The sequence below is a fragment of the Streptomyces sp. NPDC058691 genome (assembly GCF_042714775.1).
GTDB lineage: Bacteria > Actinomycetota > Actinomycetes > Streptomycetales > Streptomycetaceae > Actinacidiphila.
The window spans coordinates 258,989-274,987 of sequence record NZ_JBHXSO010000001.1; the positions used below are offsets into that span (position 1 = coordinate 258,989).

A 15,999-nucleotide genomic window follows, 5' to 3' on the forward strand; every position below is an offset into this window, starting at 1 on the left:
GCTGCCCCCCGCCCCCCCCCCGGCCCCCTGCGGGCGGGGGGGGCCCCCCTCCCCCCCGCCCCCCACGGCCGGATGGTCGACGACAGGTCACGCTCGGCGCTCTGGTCCTCGCATGCGCCCGCAGCCGGACGCGGCCGTGAACCTTCAGCCGGCGTGCTCCGGAACACTTCACCGGGCCTGTCGTCGACCCACCGTGAGCGGCACCTACGGCAACATTGCGGCCGTGAAGGAGCCGGAGTCGAACTGGTTGATCGCCGACTGGGCGACGTCGTGGGACGTGGAGAATATGCCCGCGTCCTGCTTCGCCGCCGCCGAGGCCAACGTCACGGGCTGTCCGATCGGGACATAGTTGGCGCCGTCGTAAGAGTACGAGGCGCTGAACGAGGTGCCCGATCGGGTGAGCTTCACCCAGATGGGGCGGTAGATGTCGACGGCGGCGCGGGCGTCGGTGTCCAGGTATCCGTCACCGTTGGCGTCCCACTCGAACACGACGCCGTTGCGGGCGGTGACCGCGACGACGGCGTATCCGGCCGAACTTCCCGCCTTGGTCATGTCGTTGCGGACCATGACCCCGGACTTGGCCCAGGCGTTGGCGTCGTTGACCGACACGACCCGGGTGGACACGCTCGAGTCGGCGCCGAACGAGTCGTCCCGGTAGACCGAGCCGAACTGGTCGTCGTGCTGACCGCCGGCGCCCCACACGTCGGCGCCCGCCGCCGCGATCCCGAACGCACCCCCGCTCTGGCCGAAGTACGAGCTGACGGCCGAACCTCCGGCAGTGCGGAGGCCGGGTGCGACCGGTCCACCGGACGGGCAACCGGTGAAGCCGAACTGGTTCGCGTTGAGCGAGGTCCGGTACTGCGGTGCGACACCCGCCTGGCAGATCACGTCCCGCGCGCCCGCGGGCCAGTTGGCGCCGGTGACCTTCACGTTGTTGATCAGCTGGTTGTTGTGCGCCGCGGCGTTCGGCGTCGAGGCGCCTCCCGAGTTGTACCAGTTGTTCTGGATGACGTTGTCACTGGTGTTGTTGCGGAGGCTGTACGCGTTGGTGAAGACGAAGGAACCGCCCTGGACCACGTTGTTCTCATACGTCATCGAGCGGGAGCCCTCGTCGAGGTAGAGGCCGACTCCCGAGATGTTGAACAGGTAGTTCTTGGCGACGACGCTTCCCGGGCTCGCGGAGAGGTTGTAGACCGATCCGCCGTCGGCGAAGCGCGCCTTCGTGTTGTGCACGAGGTTGCCCTCGACGCGGTTGTCCTTCAGCGTCGTCGGCGTCGTGTACTGCGTGTTCCACTTGTAGTAGCCGCGGTCGACGTAGTCGTTCGAGCCCCCGGCGTCGTTGATGCCCCAGCCGTAGCCGGTGTCGATGCCGTCGTAGGGGACGTTGGACACCTCGTTGTGCAGGATGCGGGCGCCCGTGACGTAGGTGCTGAGGATGCCGCTGTTGTCCTTGTAGTCGACCGCCACGCGATTGATCGTGTTGTCGGATATCAGGATGTCGTGGTTGGTCATCCTCGGGTCGCTCGGGTGGTGCGCGTCGGGCAGCACGCCGCCGACCGCGACGCCGTGGCCGCTGTTCTCCGTGAACCGGTTGCCGACCACGTCGATGTCGCCGGCGCCCAGCCCGACCCCGGTCACCGTGGCGTTGGTGTCGTTCCCGATGCCCAGCGCCGACTGGCCGAGGTTGGTGAACGTGTTGCCGGTGAACGAGATGCGGCTGGCGGCGGACACCTGCACGGCGGCGGGCTCCTGGTACCAGCTGGTGCGCGCTCGTTCGAACATCTCACAGCCGCGCGAGCAGTTGGTGAAGGCGTCGGCGGGGCGGTAGTCGTAGGCGCCCTTGATGAAGAGGCCGTTCTGCTGGTCCGCGTACCCGTCGGTCGACGGGCCGAGCCAGGAGGTTCCGGAGAACTGGATGCCCTTGAAGGCGAGTCCGGTCACCGGCTTGTCGTAAGTCCCGCCGATGCTGATCAGCGACTCCATGCGGGGCAGCTCGATGTCGAGCCGGTTGGGGTCGACCCCGTCCGCCGGCTTGTAGTAGAGCTTCCCGGCACTCGGAGATATGTACCACTGGCCGACCTGGGTCAGGAAGCTCAGCGAGTTGTCGAGGTACCAGCTCGGACCGGCCAGGAACGAGTTCTGGACGGTGTCCCAGCCCCACGTGTTGTTGTCCCACGCAGGCTGCGCCATCGTGATCGCGGTGGGGCTGATGCTCTGAACCGGCGAGTAGCGGTTCGTGAAGTCGCCGAGGGACTCGAACTCGATGCGCCCCTGGTCGGGAAGCGTGGCGAGGTAGCTCAGGGCCGGGTTCTTGATGGTGAGACCGGTCGCGGTGGGAGTGACGTCCGAGTTGGCCAGGCGGATGGCGGCGCGAGGGGCGATCACGCCGTTGACGTAGAGCTGGCGGGTGTCGAGGCCGCTGGGGGTGTCGGCCTCCCAGATACCTGAGCCCGCCGTGGACTTGGACCAGCCGTTGACCTTCGAGGCGCCGGTGACGACGGGGTGGGCGCCCGGGGCGGCGGTCCACTCGACGGTGTGGTCGCCGCCGTCGTCGTCGGGCCCGAACCGGAGGGGCTCGGAGAGGCGGTAGGTACCGTCGGCGAGCTGAACCGTCACGTCACCGTGCTTGGCGGCCGGGCCGACAACATGCTGGGCCCGCTCCAGTGAGCACGGCTTCGACTCGCTGCAGTGTCCGGCGTCCTTGCCGTCCGGGGCCGCGAAGTACACCGTCCGGGGCGCGGCTTGCGCCTGCAGGGGAATGAGCGCTGACGCGATGACGGCGCAGGCGCCGAGCGCCGCGAGGGCGCCGGCTCTGAGCCTCCGTCGCCTGCTCATCGAGCGGGTCGAGTCTGACGTTGATGTCATGTTCGATCGCTTCCTGTGATAGGGGCGTTGATGCCCGACACAGAGTTAGCATACGTATGATGTTTGCGACAAGATTCGTGTGACGTATGACTTGTAATTCCTGAGGGCTAGCTCGCCCGGACCGGGTCGGGGACGAGCCCTGTGACGTGCAGCTCCTCCCACAGCGCGGCCGGGATCTCCGCCCGGTACCGCGCGGCATTGCTGCGCACGTGCTCCTCGGTGCGCATCCCCGTCACCACCGAGACGACGGCGGGATGGCGCAACGGGTACTGGAGGGCGGCCGCGGGGAGCTCCACGCCGTGCCGCTCGCAGACGGCGGCGATGCGGGCGGCACGTTCGACGACGGCCCGCGGCGCCGCCCCGTAGTCGTAGGGCGCCGAGCCGTCCACGGACCTGGTGCTCAGCAGACCGGAGTTGTAGACCGCCGCGGCGACGACGCCGACACCGCGGGCGGCGGCGACGGGTAGCAGGTCGTCCAGCGCCGACTGATCGAGAAGGGTGAACCGCCCCGCGACCATCACCACATCGACGTCGGTCCGCCGCACGAACTCGGCGAGCATCGCCGCCTGGTTCATGCCGGCGCCGATGGCAGCGACGACGCCCTGGTCCCGGAGTTCGGCCAGGGCGGCGATCCCGGTCGACGACGCCGTCCCCCAGTGGTCGTCCGGATCGTGCAGATAGGCGATGTCGAGCCGGTCCGTGCCGAGCCGCTCCAGCGACTCCTCCACGGAACGGAGGATCCCGTCGCGGCTGAAGTCCCAGACCCGTCTCTTCGCGGCCGGCACGACGAACCCGTCGTCGTCGAGCCGGTGACTCGTCTCCGGGCTGTCCACGAGCAGGCGCCCGGCCTTCGAGGAGAGGACCGCACCTCGCGGGGCGGCCGTGCGGAGGGCGTCCCCCAGGCGGCGTTCGGACAGCCCGAGGCCGTAGTGCGGGGCGGTGTCGAAGTAGCGGATCCCTTCCTCGGCCGCCGCTCTGAAGGCGCGGCACGACTCGTCGTCGGTCGTCTCGGTGAACAGGTTGCCGAACTGGGCCGCGCCCAGGCCCAACTCCGTGAGCTGGTGCCCGGTGCGCAGTCCCCGGGTCGGCAGTGTCCGTTCCGTGGATGCGTAGTCGCGTGGCGGTTGATTGCTGGTCACGAGGAGGAGTGTAAATCACGAGAGCATACGTATGATGTTTCCTGCTAGGCTGCGCCGGCTGTGGGCCGGTGCGGCCCGCGACACAGCGAGGAGGAGCCGATCGGTATGTTGGCGGCAAGTTACACAGGCGCGCGCACAATGGCGGTCGAGGAGCGGGAACCGGCCGAGCCGGGTCCGGGCGAGGTCCGGGTCGCCGTGGCCTATGTCGGCATCTGTGGCACGGATCTCCACGTGTTCCACGGGGACATGGACGGCCGGGTCAGCAAACCGGCGACGATCGGACACGAGATGTCGGGCACGGTCGTCGCGCTCGGCGCCGGCGTGGAGGGCTGGTCGGTGGGTGACGCGGTGACCGTCATGCCGCTTGCCTGGGACGGCACTTGTGCGGCCTGCCGTGCGGGGAACGAGCACATCTGCCAGAACCTGGACTTCATCGGCATCGACAGCCCCGGAGCGCTGCAGGAGTTCTGGAACGTACCGGCGTCGACACTCGTACAGCTGCCCTCGGAGATCCCCCTGCGGGACGCCGCGCTGGTGGAGCCCGTCGCGGTGGCGGTTCACGATGTACGGCGTTCCGAACTGGCCACGGGCGACAAGGCGGTCGTCATCGGCGCGGGCCCGATCGGCGTTCTCATCGCCACCGTCGCCGCCGCGTCCGGTGCCGAGGTCGTGGTCGCCGAGATCGACCCGACCCGGCGGGCCGCCGCCGAGGAGATGGGGCTGACGACGCTGGACCCCTCGTCGGTCGATCAGGTCGCCTGGGTGGAGAAGTGGACGGGCGGCGCCGGAGCGGACGTCGTGTTCGAGGTCTCCGGCTCGGCCGCCGCCGTGCTCGGCGCCACCAGCCTGGCCAAGGTCCGTGGCACGCTCGTGGTGGTGGCCATCCACCCGCAGCCGCGCCCCGTCGACCTGCACCGCGTGTTCTGGCGGGAGCTGAGATTGCTCGGCGCCCGGGTCTACCAGCGCCACGACTTCGAGCGCGCCATCGAGCTCCTGGCCGAGGGCGCCATCCCGGCTGAGAAGCTCATCACGGGCATCGTGCCGCTGACCGAGATCCAGTCGGCCTTCGGCGTCCTCGAGGCCGGGCAGGCGATGAAGCTGCTCGTCGAGGTGAGCGCGTCATGAACCCGTTCGACCTGACCGGGCGCCTCGCTGTCGTGACGGGGGCCAAGCGCGGCATCGGGTTCGCCGTCGCCGAGGCCCTGGCCGCCGCCGGTGCCGACATCGTCGGAGTCTCCGCCACCCTCGATCCGGCGTCATCGGCGATCGGCGACCGCGTGCGCGGGCTCGGCCGCGCGTTCTCGGGACACCGCGTCGACTTCGCGGACCGGCAGCAGGTGACCCGGTTCGCCGAGCAACTCGCCGCGGACGACCGCCCGGTGGACATCCTGGTCAACAACGCGGGGACCATCCGCCGCGCTCCCGCCGCCGAGCACCCCGTGGAATGGTTCGACGAAGTGCTCGAAGTCGACCTCACGAGCACGTTCGTGCTCAGCCAGGTTCTCGGGCGGCGGATGCTGGAGGCACGGCACGGACGCATCGTCTTCACCGCCTCCCTGCTCTCGTTCCAGGGCGGGATCAACGTGCCCGGCTACGCGGCCGCCAAGTCCGGCGTGGCCGGGCTGATCCGGGCACTGTCGAACGAGTGGGCCGGACACGGTGTGACGGTGAACGGCATCGCCCCGGGCTACATCGCGACGGACAACACCCAGGCCCTGCAGGACGACCCCGACCGGTCCCGCGCGATCCTCGAACGGATACCGGCGGGGCGGTGGGGAACGGCGGAGGACATCGCGGGAGCCGCTGTCTTCTTGGCGTCGGACGCCGCACGCTACGTCTCCGGAACGGTACTGCCGGTCGACGGGGGCTGGCTCGGCCGATGAGGGCAGCCTGACGGACGGGCACGCGCCGAGCCCCGGGGTACGACGGGACCGGTTCGCGACGCGGGCGTCGCCACCCGTGCCAGGACAGCACCGTTGACATGGGCCTCGGCCGCCTCGGTATCGAGGCGGCCCGGGGGAGGACGAGTCGGAGCCGGCGACCCCCGGTCGGCGACTCGTTGCACGCCTCACACCGCGAGAGCGTGGTTCCAAGGGGCTGCCGGCGCTCGCGCGGATCGCTGCGCGCGCCCCGGTCGTGGAACTCCTCGACCACCCAGTGGCCTCGCCGCGGAGGAACACACAGACCCGCTCCCACGGCCGAAAATCGCCGGGAGCGCCCGCACTTGACGCCGCTGTGCGGATCACGCCCGGCATCGCCAAGGGCAGTGCGCCTCCCGCTGCCCCACCCCGACCGTGCACCCGGACGGACACCGGCCGGTCCCCGGCCCGCCTGCCCGAGGTGGGCCGCCGCTCGCGGTCCGGAGACCGGGGCCGTGTCCCGGAACAGCTGGGCACCTGAACTACCCATCCGCGTCTCCGAGTTGGGCTCCACCGCTGTGACCACGCACGACGCGGCGGCAGGGTCTCGGGGAGCCCGGTGGTTCACGTTCCCCGGCTGCCGGAGGGCCGTGCCTTCACGCCCGCGGGCGACGGCAACCACCCGCGCGGGACCGCCGTTCGACGTACCCGTCAAAATCGGAACAACATCGGGCCCACTCAAGGTGATGACAAACATCATACGTATGCCCTACAGTCCTGGCGCGGAGTCGTCAACGACGTCGACAAGACAAGGACATCTCATGGCCGGAATCCACACTGCGGTGCGCTCGCGCCGTAAAACGTCGACCGCCGCCGTCATATGCGCCGCAACGGCGCTCCTCACCCTCGCCGGTTGCGGCGGCGGGGGCACCGCGGCGAACGGCGCGTACGGCTTTCCCGAGGCCAAGCAGGAGGCCTCCTCGACGATCACCGTCTGGGTGGACGCGGACCGGCAGGCCGCCGCGAAGGCGTTCCAGACCGCGAACCCGGACACCAAGATCAAGGTCGTCACCTACGACGGGTCGGCCAACGGGTCCAACTCCTTCCGGACGAAGATGCAGCTCTTCGACCGCGCCGGCGGTGGCTGGCCCGACGTCGTCTTCTCCAGCCAGAACAACGACGCGGCATGGGCCAGCCAGAAGAGCGGCGGCAAGCAGGCCTTCGCGGCCGTGCTGGACAAGGGCCTGGTCCCGAAGGAAACGCTTGGCAACTTCACCGAAGGCTCGCTCAACCCCTGCACGGTGGAAGGCCGCGTGTACTGCCTGCGCAACGACCTCGCCCAGGCGGTGCTCTGGTACAACAAGACCCTGCTGGACAAGTTCGGCTACACCGTCCCCACCACGTGGGAGGAGTACCAGGCGCTCGGCGAGAAGGTCGCCAAGGAGCACCCCGGCTACATCGTCGGGACGGCCGGCGACGCCTGGACGCCCGAGGTGTTCATGTGGGGGAGCAAGTGCCAGGCCAATGACGTGCCCGGCCCCAAGTCCCTCACCGTGAAGACCGACTCGACCGAGTGCAAGCGGGCCGCCTCGCTGCTCGACACCCTCCGCGACAACGGGACCGTGCCGGTGGTCAGCGTGTTCACCCCCGAGTTCCTGAAGAAGTACTCGGGCAAGGTGCTGATGATGCCGGGTCCGGCCTGGTACGCCGGCGCGATCTTCAACAACCCCCAGTCGCTCAACGTGCCGGCCGGGCAGCTCGGCGTCGCCGCGCCGCTGCCGTGGAAGGGCGAGAGCGGGGCGGTGACGGGCAACGTGGGTGGCGGAACCTGGTTCGTCTCCAGCCATTCGAAGAACCTCAAGGCCGCCGAGAAGTTCGCCCAGTTCGTCACCACCGCCGACGAGTACCAGGTCGATGTCGCACCGGGTTACCCGGCCTACGCGCCCGCCGCACAGAAGTGGGTCGCCAAGCAGGAGGCGAGCAAGTACTACGCCACCCCGCTGCAGCCGGTGGTGACCGCGGCGTCGCAGGTCTGGGACGGCTGGGGCTACCCCATGTTCAGCCAGGAGGCGATCTGGGCGAAGACGATCACCCCGGGGGTCACGGGCGGAAAGTCGATCGTGGACCTGCTGCCGGACTGGCAGACGGCCATCGAGAACCAGGCCAAGGTCAACGGATACAAGGTGAACTGACATGACCCTGGCTCCTCCCAGTGGTCGGACGGCCGCTGACGCCTCGGGGCGTCGGCGGCCGGGCCGGGGCGACGGCCGGGCGGCCGGCCGCGCCTTCGCTCGCAGTCCGATCGGCTATCTCTTCGTCTCGCCCTACGCGTTGCTCACCGTCGTCTTCGGGATCGTGCCGTCGCTCTACGCGCTGTTCCTGGCCTTCACGAACGCCGACGGCGGATTCGCGGGCTTCGACAACTTCACCACGGTCGTCGGGGACTTCCGGTTCTGGCCGGCCGTGTTCCACGTGACCACCTACCTCGTCATCTGGCTCCTCGGGCTGGTCGTGTTCGTCGTCGGCCTGGCGCTGGTGGTCCACGCCATCGGCGTGCGGTGGGTGAGGACGACCCTGCGCTTCGTCTACTACCTACCCGGCGCGCTCGCGGGCGCGTCCAGCGTCCTGCTGTGGCTCTTCGTCCTCGATCCGACCGCCAGCCCGGTCAGCGGTCTGCTCAGGGCGATGGGGTTCGAGAGCTTCGTGCAGGTGATCCAGCCCGGCCACCTTCCGGCGATCTTCGCGATCATCGCGTTCTGGACCGGAGCCGGCGGATGGATCCTCATCATGTACGGCGCCCTCAACAACATCAGCACCGACGTGATCGAGGCCGCACGCATCGACGGTGCGAACGCCGTCCAGATCGCGCTGCGGATCCAGCTTCCGATGCTGCGCAAGTGGGTCGCGTACATGGGCGTCATGTCGCTCGCGGCCGGTACCCAGCTGTTCGTCGAGCCGCAGTTGCTCAGCCAGGCCAGCAACGCGGTGGTGCCCAACGACTACTCGCTCAACCAGCTGGCCTACCAGTACGCCTTCCAGCAGAACGACTTCAACGGCGCGGCCGCGATTTCGCTGATCCTGCTGGTCGTCGCACTCCTGCTGTCCTGGGTGTTCGTGACCCGCGGCGGCCTGTTCGAGAAGGAATGACCATGGCAGCACTCTCCGCCGCACGCCGCCGGCCGAGCCTCAGCGGGTGGAGCGGGCGGTCCATCGCAGGCGTCCTGCTCGTCGTCTTCGTCCTGTTCTTCGCCGTCCCGATCCTCTGGCTGCTGCTCGCGGTGACGAAGTCCTCGAAGACGCTCGTCGTCGCGGACCCGTTCTCGATCGGGTCGTGGTCGGACCTCGTCGCCAACTGGCACCAGTTGTTCGACTTCCAGGACGGTGCGGTGACGACCTGGATCGGGAACTCCGCGCTGTACGCGATCGGCGCTCTGGTGATCACGCTCCTCGTGAGCATCCCCGCCGGCTACGCGCTCGCGCTCACGGAGTTCAGGCTCCGGCAGGCGCTGCTGGTGCTGACGCTCGTCGTCATGCTGATCCCCAACACCGCACTGGTGCTGCCCATCTTCCTCGAACTGAACAGTGTCGGCCTGATCGGGAGCCCGCTGTCGGTGATCCTGCCGATGTCGTTCTTCCCGTTCGGCGTGTATCTCACCTACATCTACTTCTCGACCAGCATCCCGCGTGACATCCTCGCCGCCGCGCGCATCGACGGCTGCACCGGGTTCCAGGTCTTCACCCGGGTCGCCCTTCCGCTGGCCGCTCCGATCGTCGCCCTGGTGGCGTTCTTCAGCTTCGTACAGAACTGGAACAACTTCTTCCTCCCGTTCGTGATGCTGCCTTCGAGCGACGGCTATCCGATCCAGGTCGGGCTCACCTCGCTCCTGGCGTCGACCCCGGCTTTCAATCCCAGCTCCGCGGGATCCGACTCCGTCCAGCTGCCCACCTTGGCGCTGGGGACGATCGTGTCGATCCTCCCCGTCCTGGTCGTCTTCCTGTTCTCCCAGCGATTCCTGGTCGCAGGCATGACAGCTGGAGGAACCAAGGAATGACCACTCGCACCTGCAAGGAGAACCACCGCCGATGAAGATCACCGGTTACCGCAGTCTGAGCACCGTTCACGACTGGGGCAGAATCACCGGGGACGTCAACGGTGTCCAGCCCGGCCACGCCACGCCGGTCCCCGTCCTCATCATCGAGACCGACAGCGGAATCGAGGGAGTGGGCCTCGGGGCCCACGCCGACATCGCCCGCGTCTTCCCCGCGATCGAGGGCGACGACCCGCGCTCGGTCATGGCGCTCTACGACCGCATGCTCGACTGGGTGTTCAAGGCCGGTCACTCGGGATCCACCTTCGGCAGCATCGGCGCCGTCGACATGGCCCTCTGGGACATCAAGGCCAAGGCCGCCGACGAGCCGCTCTGGCGGACCCTCGGCGCCCGCGAGCGCTTCGTCCCCGGCTATGCGTCCGGTCTCGAGTACGGCCTGACCGACGAGGAACTCGTCGTCCTCTACGGCCGGTTCGCGGACCGCGGGTTCAAGGCCGGCAAGCTCAAGGGCGGCCGCGACCTCGACCGCGACCTGCCCCGGCTGGAGATCATGCGTGACGTCCTCAGCCGCAACTCCCGCCGGCCGGCGCTCATGTTCGACGCCAACGAGTCGTGGAACCACGCACAGGCGGCCCGGTACGTCGCGGCCATCGAAGAGCGCATGGACCTCACCTGGGTGGAGGAACCGCTGCGCCGATGGGACGCGGCCGGCATGGCCTCGCTGCGCGGGAAGGTGCGCGCGGCGATCGCCAGCGGCGAGAACCTGACCGGGCTGGAGCAGTACCGCCCTCTGCTCGACGCCAACGCGGTGGACATCGTGCAGGTCGGCAACGTGTGGGGGATCACCCACTTCCTCCGCGTCGCGACGCTCGCGCACGCCCACGACCTGCCGGTGAGTCCCGTCGCGTACAACGCGAACCCGGTGGCGCACGCCGCCGCCGCCGTACCGAACCTGCTGACCTTCGAAGTCCAGGACCTTCACTTCCCCGTCGGTCTCGACGTCGACCAGCAGTTCGACGACGGAGGCATCGTCCTGGGCGATCGCCCGGGCATCGGGATCGTCGTCGACGAGTCCCGGATGTCACCGGCCGACGCCGCTCCGCCCCGGCCCGCGGCGACCGGCCCGCACATCCGGCCCGAACGCGCCGCCCTGCGGCTGGTAGCCGAACCCGACGTGATCGACGACCCGACGCACCGCGGAGGCCGAACCCGATGACCCGTCGACCCGAGCGCAGGGCCTTCGTCGTGGGTGTGCGGCCCGACAAGCGCGAGGAGTACCTGGCGCTGCACCGTGCCGTCTGGCCGAGCGTCGAGCGCAAGCTCACCGAATGCAACGTGCGCAACTACAGCATCTTCATCTTCGGGGACATCCTGTTCGCCTACTACGAGTACGTCGGCGACGACCACGAGGCCGACATGCGGCGGATCGCCGACGACCCGGCTTCGCAGGAATGGTGGACGCACACCGATCCGTGCCAGGTGAGGATCGCGGAGGAGCGTGATCCCGGGGCGCTGTGGCAGCCCGTCGAGGAAGTGTGGCACCTCGCATGAGCGCGGGCATCGACGCCCATGTGCACCTGTGGAACCGGGCCGTGGACCCGCAGGACTGGATCGACCCGGAGACGATGGCGCCGATCGCCCGCGACTTCGGCGCCCCCGATCTGAGCGGGATGCTGGACTCGACCGGTCTCGACCGTGCCGTGGTCGTGCAGTCGAGCAACAGCCTCGACGAGAGCATCCGGCTGGCCGGGCTGGACTCGCCGGCCGTCGCCGGCCTCGTCGCGTGGGTCGACCTCGCGGCGGAGGTCGGACCTCAGCTCGACCGGATCCGCGAGAACGCCGCTGTCCCCGTCGTCGGGGTGCGGCATCTGGTCCACATCGACCCGGACCCGGAGTGGATGACGCGCGAGGAGATCGGTGCGGGCCTCGCCGTCCTCGAACGGGAGGGCCTCTGCTTCGACCTCGTCGTGCGTGAGTGGCAGCTCCCGCAGGCGACCCGTCTGGCCGCGCGCCACAGCAGCCTCCGCTTCGTGCTCGATCACCTGGGCGGTCCGCCCGGGCCCGGGCAGGACAGAAGCATGTGGGCGGCGCGGCTGCGGGAGTTCGCGCGGCAGCCGAACGTCGTCGCGAAGGTCTCGGGACTCACGTCGGGCCTCGCCCCCGGATCATGGCGCGGGGACGATCTCGCCGCACCGGTGATGATCGCGCTGGGATACTTCGGCGCCGACCGTCTGCTCTACGGCTCCGACTGGCCGTTGGCCGAACTCGGCGGCGGAGCGGCGCCCTGGAAGTCCGCTCTGGAGACGCTGCTGGAGGGGCTTTCCGCCTCGGAACGGACGCGGGTGTTCGGCGGCAACGCCGCCGACGTCTACTCGCTGTCCTGATCGAGCGCCCGGCCGCGCGCCTTCGGCGCGTGGTCGGGCAGCCGGCGGCGCTCCCACGAGATGTGGATGTGATCGTGCATCGCCTTCTGGGCCGCGGCGACGTCCTTCCTGGAGATGGCATCCAAGATCGCCGCGTGTTCCTGCAGCGTGAGCTCGACCGCGTCAGGGGGGTTGATGCCCTGGTAGCGGCTGGACTCCACGGCTCGCTTGTACAGATGCTTGGCGATGTTCTCCGCCAGCCGGTTGCCGGAGATCTCCATGAGCGCGTAGTGGAACACCACATCCGCCTGCCGGAAGGAGTCCGTCTCGGATTCGCTTTCCCGCATCGCGGTCAACGCGTTCTCCAGCCTCCTCAACCCATCTGCGGTGCGAGAAGCGGCAACCGCGCCCGCCATCGCCGACTCGAGGCTCGCCCGCACGATCGTCAGCTCGTCGAGGACACCGAGCGTCGCGTCGTTGTCGATCAACGCGGACAGCACCACCGGATCGAGCATGTTCCAGTACCCCGGCGCCCGCACCTGGGTGCCACGACCCTGGGAAACGATCACCAGGCCCTTCTCCTCGAGCCGCTTCACCGATTCACGCAGCACCGTGCGACTCACGCCGAAGTGCTCGCTCAGCGGACCCTCCGGGGGTAGCAACGCGCCTTCCTTCAACTGGCCCGTCACGATGAGGTCGACGAGCTCGGCAACGACTGCGACACCCAAGCGGCCGGCGGGCAGGCGTGGCGGGAACAGACGGTTTGAGGGCTGCGACTCGGATGGCATACGTATGACCTTATCGCTCGATCAATCTGCGGTCGAAGAGGTTCCTGGTTCACGAGATGTCGTCGACGTTACGTCCTGATCGCGGAGGCGTTCCCGACGGACGAACTCGAAGTCGCACAGGCCGCGAGACGGACATGGGCACGCGCGTGAACGCCTCCCCGGAAGCGTCTGAGGGCACTGCTACACCGACGCACCCGGGGCGAATCGGGAGTTGCACAGGCGTCAGGGAAGAAGCCCGCGCAGGGCGGCACCGATGGTGGCGATGCCCTGCTCGATGTCGTGAGCGGGGCCCGCCGCGTAGCCGAGTACCAGGCCGGGCGGACCGGGGCCGATGCGGTGCCAGGAGAGCGGATGTACCTTCACACCCCGGTCGAGGGCGGCCGCGGCGAGGGCGCCGTCGCGCAGCCCGGGTTCGCGGGCGCCGTCGGGCGGGTCGCCGAAGGTGACCATGAGATGCAGGCCGGCGGCTGTCCCGTGCACGTGGGCACCGGGGAGGTGCTCCTCGATGGCCTTCAGCATCACGTCCCGGCGTCGGCGGTGGCGCCTTCGGACATGGCGCAGATGCCGTTCCAGCTCGCCGGAGTCCATCAGCCGGGCGAGGACCAGCTGAGTGAGGACGCCGTTGCCCAGGTCGGCATACCGTTTGGCCGTCACGACGGCGTCCAGTCGGTCCGGCGGTACGAGGAGCCACCCGATGCGGAGTGCGGGCGCGAGCAGTTTGGAGACGCTGCCCGCGTAGCAGACCCCCTCGGGCATCAACGAGCGCAGCGCCGGTACCGGCGGCCGGTCGTAGCGGTGCTCGGCGTCGTAGTCGTCCTCGATCACCACCCCGCCCTCGGCGGCCCAGCCCAGCAGCTCTCGGCGGCGTTCCCCGTCGAGGACGACACCGGTCGGGAACTGGTGGGCCGGGGTGAGCAGCACCGCCCGGGCGCCACTGGCACGCAGCGCACCGACGTCGAGGCCACCGGCGTCCACACGGATGGGCACGACCTGGTGGCCTGCGTACTCCAACTGCTGGCGCGCCCCGAGGGATCCGGGGTCCTCGACGGCGATACGGCGGACGCCGTCCGCCAGCAGAAGCCGCGCGAGCAGGCTCAGAGCCTGTGCCACACCAGCGACCACCACGACCTCGTCGGGGTCGGCGCGGATGCCACGGTTGCGCGCCAGCCAGCCCACGACCGCCCGGCGCAGGGCGGGCGCGCCCCTGGGATCGCCGTAGCCGAAGTCGCCCGGGGCGGCGTCCGCGAGGACGGCACGCTCGGCGCGCAGCCACCCGGCGCGCGGGAAGGCGGCGAGGTCGGGGACACCCGGTGACAGGTCGATCCGGCAGGGCATGGCCCGCAGCACGTCGACGACGCCATCGCGGTCGCCCGGGTCGAAGATCGCGGCCCCGGATCCGGCTCCGGTCCCCGGGATGTCGTGTGCGCGTCCGGGCGGAGCCGCGGGAGCCGCCACGACGACCGTCCCGAGTCGGCCGCGACCGGCGATCTGTCCCGACTCGGCGAGCCGCCGGTAAGCCTCGGTGACCACGCCCCTGGTGACGTGCAGTTCCTCCGCAAGGACCCGGCTGGCGGGCAGCCTCGCTCCGACATGCAGCCGGCCGTCGGTGATGGCGGACCGCAGTTGGTCCGTGAGCCAGGCGGTGCGCCCGCCTGCGGGTACCCGGCCGATCTCCAGCTGCAGGAAGTCCGCGCCCGGTGAAGTACCGCGGTCCAGCACCTTGTCCGCTGGGTCCTTCGTCTGTTTGGACCCCTCCACCGACGCCTTTGTGGACCTGTCCATGACGTCCATTGTGCGGGCAGCGTGAGCGGTATGCACACACCTTCCGCTCCCCTCGCCCAACTCGTGCCCGGCATGCTCGGGATGGCGCTGGTCGGCAGCAGCGTCACCGTTTCGCGCACCCTCGTGGACGCCCCGCTGTTCACCCCGCAGGCGGTTCGCTACGCGATCGCCACGGTGATCCTGCTGGTCGTCGCCCGACTCGCCGGCGCACGGCTGGTGTGGCCGCGAGGACGGGAGTGGCTGTGGCTCGCCGGGATCGCCGTCACCGGTCTGCTGCTGTTCAACGTGGCCGTGGTCCGGGGCGTCGGCCATGCCGAGCCTGCGGTGGTTGCCGTCGCGGTCGCGTGCGTACCGGTGGTCCTCGCGGTGGTGGGCCCGGCGCTGGAACGGCGCAGGCCCAGCCGGCAGCTGTTGTTGGCGGCCCCGGTGGTCGTGACGGGAGCGGTACTGGTGGAGGGAACGGGTCGCACCGACGCCGTCGGGGTGGCGTGGGCGGCGCTGGCCCTGGCCTGCGAGGCCGCCTTCACCCTTCTCGCGGTACCGGTCCTGCGGCGGCACTCCCCGTGGGGGGTGTCCGTGCACGCGATGTGGATGGCCGCTGCGCTACTGGCCGTTCTCGCCGCGACCTCCGAAGGCCCCTCGGCTGTACGGGAGTTGACCGGAACCGAGTGGGCCGCCATCGGCTATCTGGCGTTGATGGTGACAGCGGTCGCCTTCGTCCTGTGGTACTCGACGGTCCGCTCCGTCGGATCCGGGCGGGCCGGACTGCTCACCGGCATCGCGCCGCTCGCCGCGGCGGCCGTCGGCAGCATCTCGGGCAGCGGCACGCCCAGCCCGTCGGTATGGCTGGGTATCACCGTGCTGATCCTCGGCCTGGTGCTGGGTCTGCGCCCGCACCACGTCCGTGCCGCGCAGGTCGTACGAGCGGACCCGCCCACCTCCGCACGCTCCAGGTTGTAGCTGACAACAGCCCGTCGGGAGCACGTTGCAGGCATCGCCGGACCGCATGGACGGACGTGGGCCCCGCCCGGTTATCGGGTGCCGATTGCTCGTGACGTCACGCGATCCGGCGAGACCGCCCGTTGCCCCGGCCTATCAGCTCTACTCTGGAACGGCCGAAGGGCCCTCGCCGAGCGAGCTGGCCGTCCAGGCAC

General features: G+C 69.7%; 13 protein-coding genes. 9 read left to right on the plus strand and 4 right to left on the minus strand.

Features of this window, described 5'->3' with window-relative positions; genetic code table 11:
- Positions 1 to 204: 204 nt before the first annotated feature.
- Both ACFWVC_RS01235 and ACFWVC_RS01240 read right to left on the minus strand, forming a co-directional pair.
- Positions 205 to 2,865 (minus strand): right-handed parallel beta-helix repeat-containing protein, encoded by a 2,661-nt coding sequence (locus ACFWVC_RS01235; RefSeq protein WP_384273543.1) that lies wholly within the window; start codon positions 2,863 to 2,865, stop codon positions 205 to 207.
- Between the two features lie 107 nt (positions 2,866 to 2,972).
- Positions 2,973 to 3,956 carry an aldo/keto reductase gene (locus ACFWVC_RS01240; RefSeq protein WP_384273705.1) on the minus strand — a complete coding sequence of 328 codons (984 nt, stop codon included), beginning with the start codon at positions 3,954 to 3,956 and terminating at the stop codon, positions 2,973 to 2,975.
- A 153-nt stretch (positions 3,957 to 4,109) separates the two neighbouring features.
- Between ACFWVC_RS01240 and ACFWVC_RS01245 the strand changes: the two genes are divergently transcribed.
- From ACFWVC_RS01245 to ACFWVC_RS01280, 8 genes are all read left to right on the plus strand, one after another.
- Positions 4,110 to 5,129, plus strand: a complete 1,020-nt coding sequence (locus ACFWVC_RS01245) for a zinc-binding dehydrogenase (protein ID WP_384273551.1) — start codon at positions 4,110 to 4,112, stop codon at positions 5,127 to 5,129.
- Positions 5,126 to 5,887, plus strand: a complete 762-nt coding sequence (locus ACFWVC_RS01250) for an SDR family oxidoreductase (protein ID WP_384273558.1) — start codon at positions 5,126 to 5,128, stop codon at positions 5,885 to 5,887. The genes ACFWVC_RS01245 and ACFWVC_RS01250 overlap by 4 nt, the downstream gene beginning before the upstream one ends.
- A 797-nt stretch (positions 5,888 to 6,684) precedes the next feature.
- Positions 6,685 to 8,055, plus strand: a complete 1,371-nt coding sequence (locus ACFWVC_RS01255) for an ABC transporter substrate-binding protein (protein ID WP_384273562.1) — start codon at positions 6,685 to 6,687, stop codon at positions 8,053 to 8,055.
- A 1-nt stretch (position 8,056) separates the two neighbouring features.
- On the plus strand, positions 8,057 to 9,010 hold the full coding sequence (locus tag ACFWVC_RS01260; RefSeq protein WP_384273567.1) for a carbohydrate ABC transporter permease: 954 nt from the start codon (positions 8,057 to 8,059) through the stop codon (positions 9,008 to 9,010).
- A 2-nt stretch (positions 9,011 to 9,012) separates the two neighbouring features.
- Positions 9,013 to 9,915, plus strand: a complete 903-nt coding sequence (locus ACFWVC_RS01265) for a carbohydrate ABC transporter permease (RefSeq protein ID WP_384273570.1) — start codon at positions 9,013 to 9,015, stop codon at positions 9,913 to 9,915.
- Positions 9,916 to 9,946: 31 nt separating this feature from the next.
- Complete coding sequence (locus ACFWVC_RS01270) at positions 9,947 to 11,128, plus strand: mandelate racemase/muconate lactonizing enzyme family protein (RefSeq protein WP_384273576.1); 1,182 nt, start codon at positions 9,947 to 9,949, stop codon at positions 11,126 to 11,128.
- Entirely contained in the window at positions 11,125 to 11,463 is a 339-nt protein-coding gene (locus ACFWVC_RS01275; protein ID WP_384273579.1) for an L-rhamnose mutarotase, read from the plus strand. Before ACFWVC_RS01270 ends, ACFWVC_RS01275 begins: the two co-directional genes overlap by 4 nt.
- Complete coding sequence (locus ACFWVC_RS01280) at positions 11,460 to 12,296, plus strand: amidohydrolase family protein (RefSeq protein WP_384273582.1); 837 nt, start codon at positions 11,460 to 11,462, stop codon at positions 12,294 to 12,296. The genes ACFWVC_RS01275 and ACFWVC_RS01280 overlap by 4 nt, the downstream gene beginning before the upstream one ends.
- Here the strand turns inward: ACFWVC_RS01280 and ACFWVC_RS01285 are convergent.
- Together ACFWVC_RS01285 and ACFWVC_RS01290 are read right to left on the minus strand one after the other, a co-directional pair.
- Positions 12,281 to 13,063 carry a FadR/GntR family transcriptional regulator gene (locus ACFWVC_RS01285; protein WP_384273586.1) on the minus strand — a complete coding sequence of 261 codons (783 nt, stop codon included), beginning with the start codon at positions 13,061 to 13,063 and terminating at the stop codon, positions 12,281 to 12,283. The genes ACFWVC_RS01280 and ACFWVC_RS01285 overlap by 16 nt on opposite strands.
- Positions 13,064 to 13,285: 222 nt before the next feature.
- The gene (locus tag ACFWVC_RS01290; protein ID WP_384273588.1) at positions 13,286 to 14,854 is read right to left on the minus strand and encodes a PLP-dependent aminotransferase family protein; all 1,569 of its coding nucleotides are present in this window, start codon (positions 14,852 to 14,854) and stop codon (positions 13,286 to 13,288) included.
- A 21-nt stretch (positions 14,855 to 14,875) separates the two neighbouring features.
- On the opposite strand from ACFWVC_RS01290, the gene ACFWVC_RS01295 reads away from it, so the two are divergent.
- Positions 14,876 to 15,805, plus strand: coding sequence for a DMT family transporter (locus ACFWVC_RS01295; RefSeq protein WP_384273592.1), 930 nt, complete (start codon positions 14,876 to 14,878; stop codon positions 15,803 to 15,805).
- Positions 15,806 to 15,999 lie beyond the last annotated feature (194 nt).

What these genes read in the sequence shown, in the direction of transcription:
- ACFWVC_RS01250 (WP_384273558.1), top strand. Translation starts at nt 5,126, where the DNA reads ATGAACCCGTTCGACCTGACCGGGCGCCTCGCTGTCGTGACGGGGGCC.
- ACFWVC_RS01270 (WP_384273576.1), top strand. Translation starts at nt 9,947, where the DNA reads ATGAAGATCACCGGTTACCGCAGTCTGAGCACCGTTCACGACTGGGGC.
- ACFWVC_RS01235 (WP_384273543.1), bottom strand. Translation starts at nt 2,865, where the DNA reads ATGACATCAACGTCAGACTCGACCCGCTCGATGAGCAGGCGACGGAGG.
- ACFWVC_RS01285 (WP_384273586.1), bottom strand. Translation starts at nt 13,063, where the DNA reads ATGCCATCCGAGTCGCAGCCCTCAAACCGTCTGTTCCCGCCACGCCTG.
- ACFWVC_RS01255 (WP_384273562.1), top strand. Translation starts at nt 6,685, where the DNA reads ATGGCCGGAATCCACACTGCGGTGCGCTCGCGCCGTAAAACGTCGACC.
- ACFWVC_RS01280 (WP_384273582.1), top strand. Translation starts at nt 11,460, where the DNA reads ATGAGCGCGGGCATCGACGCCCATGTGCACCTGTGGAACCGGGCCGTG.
- ACFWVC_RS01275 (WP_384273579.1), top strand. Translation starts at nt 11,125, where the DNA reads ATGACCCGTCGACCCGAGCGCAGGGCCTTCGTCGTGGGTGTGCGGCCC.
- ACFWVC_RS01290 (WP_384273588.1), bottom strand. Translation starts at nt 14,854, where the DNA reads ATGGACGTCATGGACAGGTCCACAAAGGCGTCGGTGGAGGGGTCCAAA.
- ACFWVC_RS01245 (WP_384273551.1), top strand. Translation starts at nt 4,110, where the DNA reads ATGTTGGCGGCAAGTTACACAGGCGCGCGCACAATGGCGGTCGAGGAG.
- ACFWVC_RS01295 (WP_384273592.1), top strand. Translation starts at nt 14,876, where the DNA reads ATGCACACACCTTCCGCTCCCCTCGCCCAACTCGTGCCCGGCATGCTC.
- ACFWVC_RS01265 (WP_384273570.1), top strand. Translation starts at nt 9,013, where the DNA reads ATGGCAGCACTCTCCGCCGCACGCCGCCGGCCGAGCCTCAGCGGGTGG.
- ACFWVC_RS01260 (WP_384273567.1), top strand. Translation starts at nt 8,057, where the DNA reads ATGACCCTGGCTCCTCCCAGTGGTCGGACGGCCGCTGACGCCTCGGGG.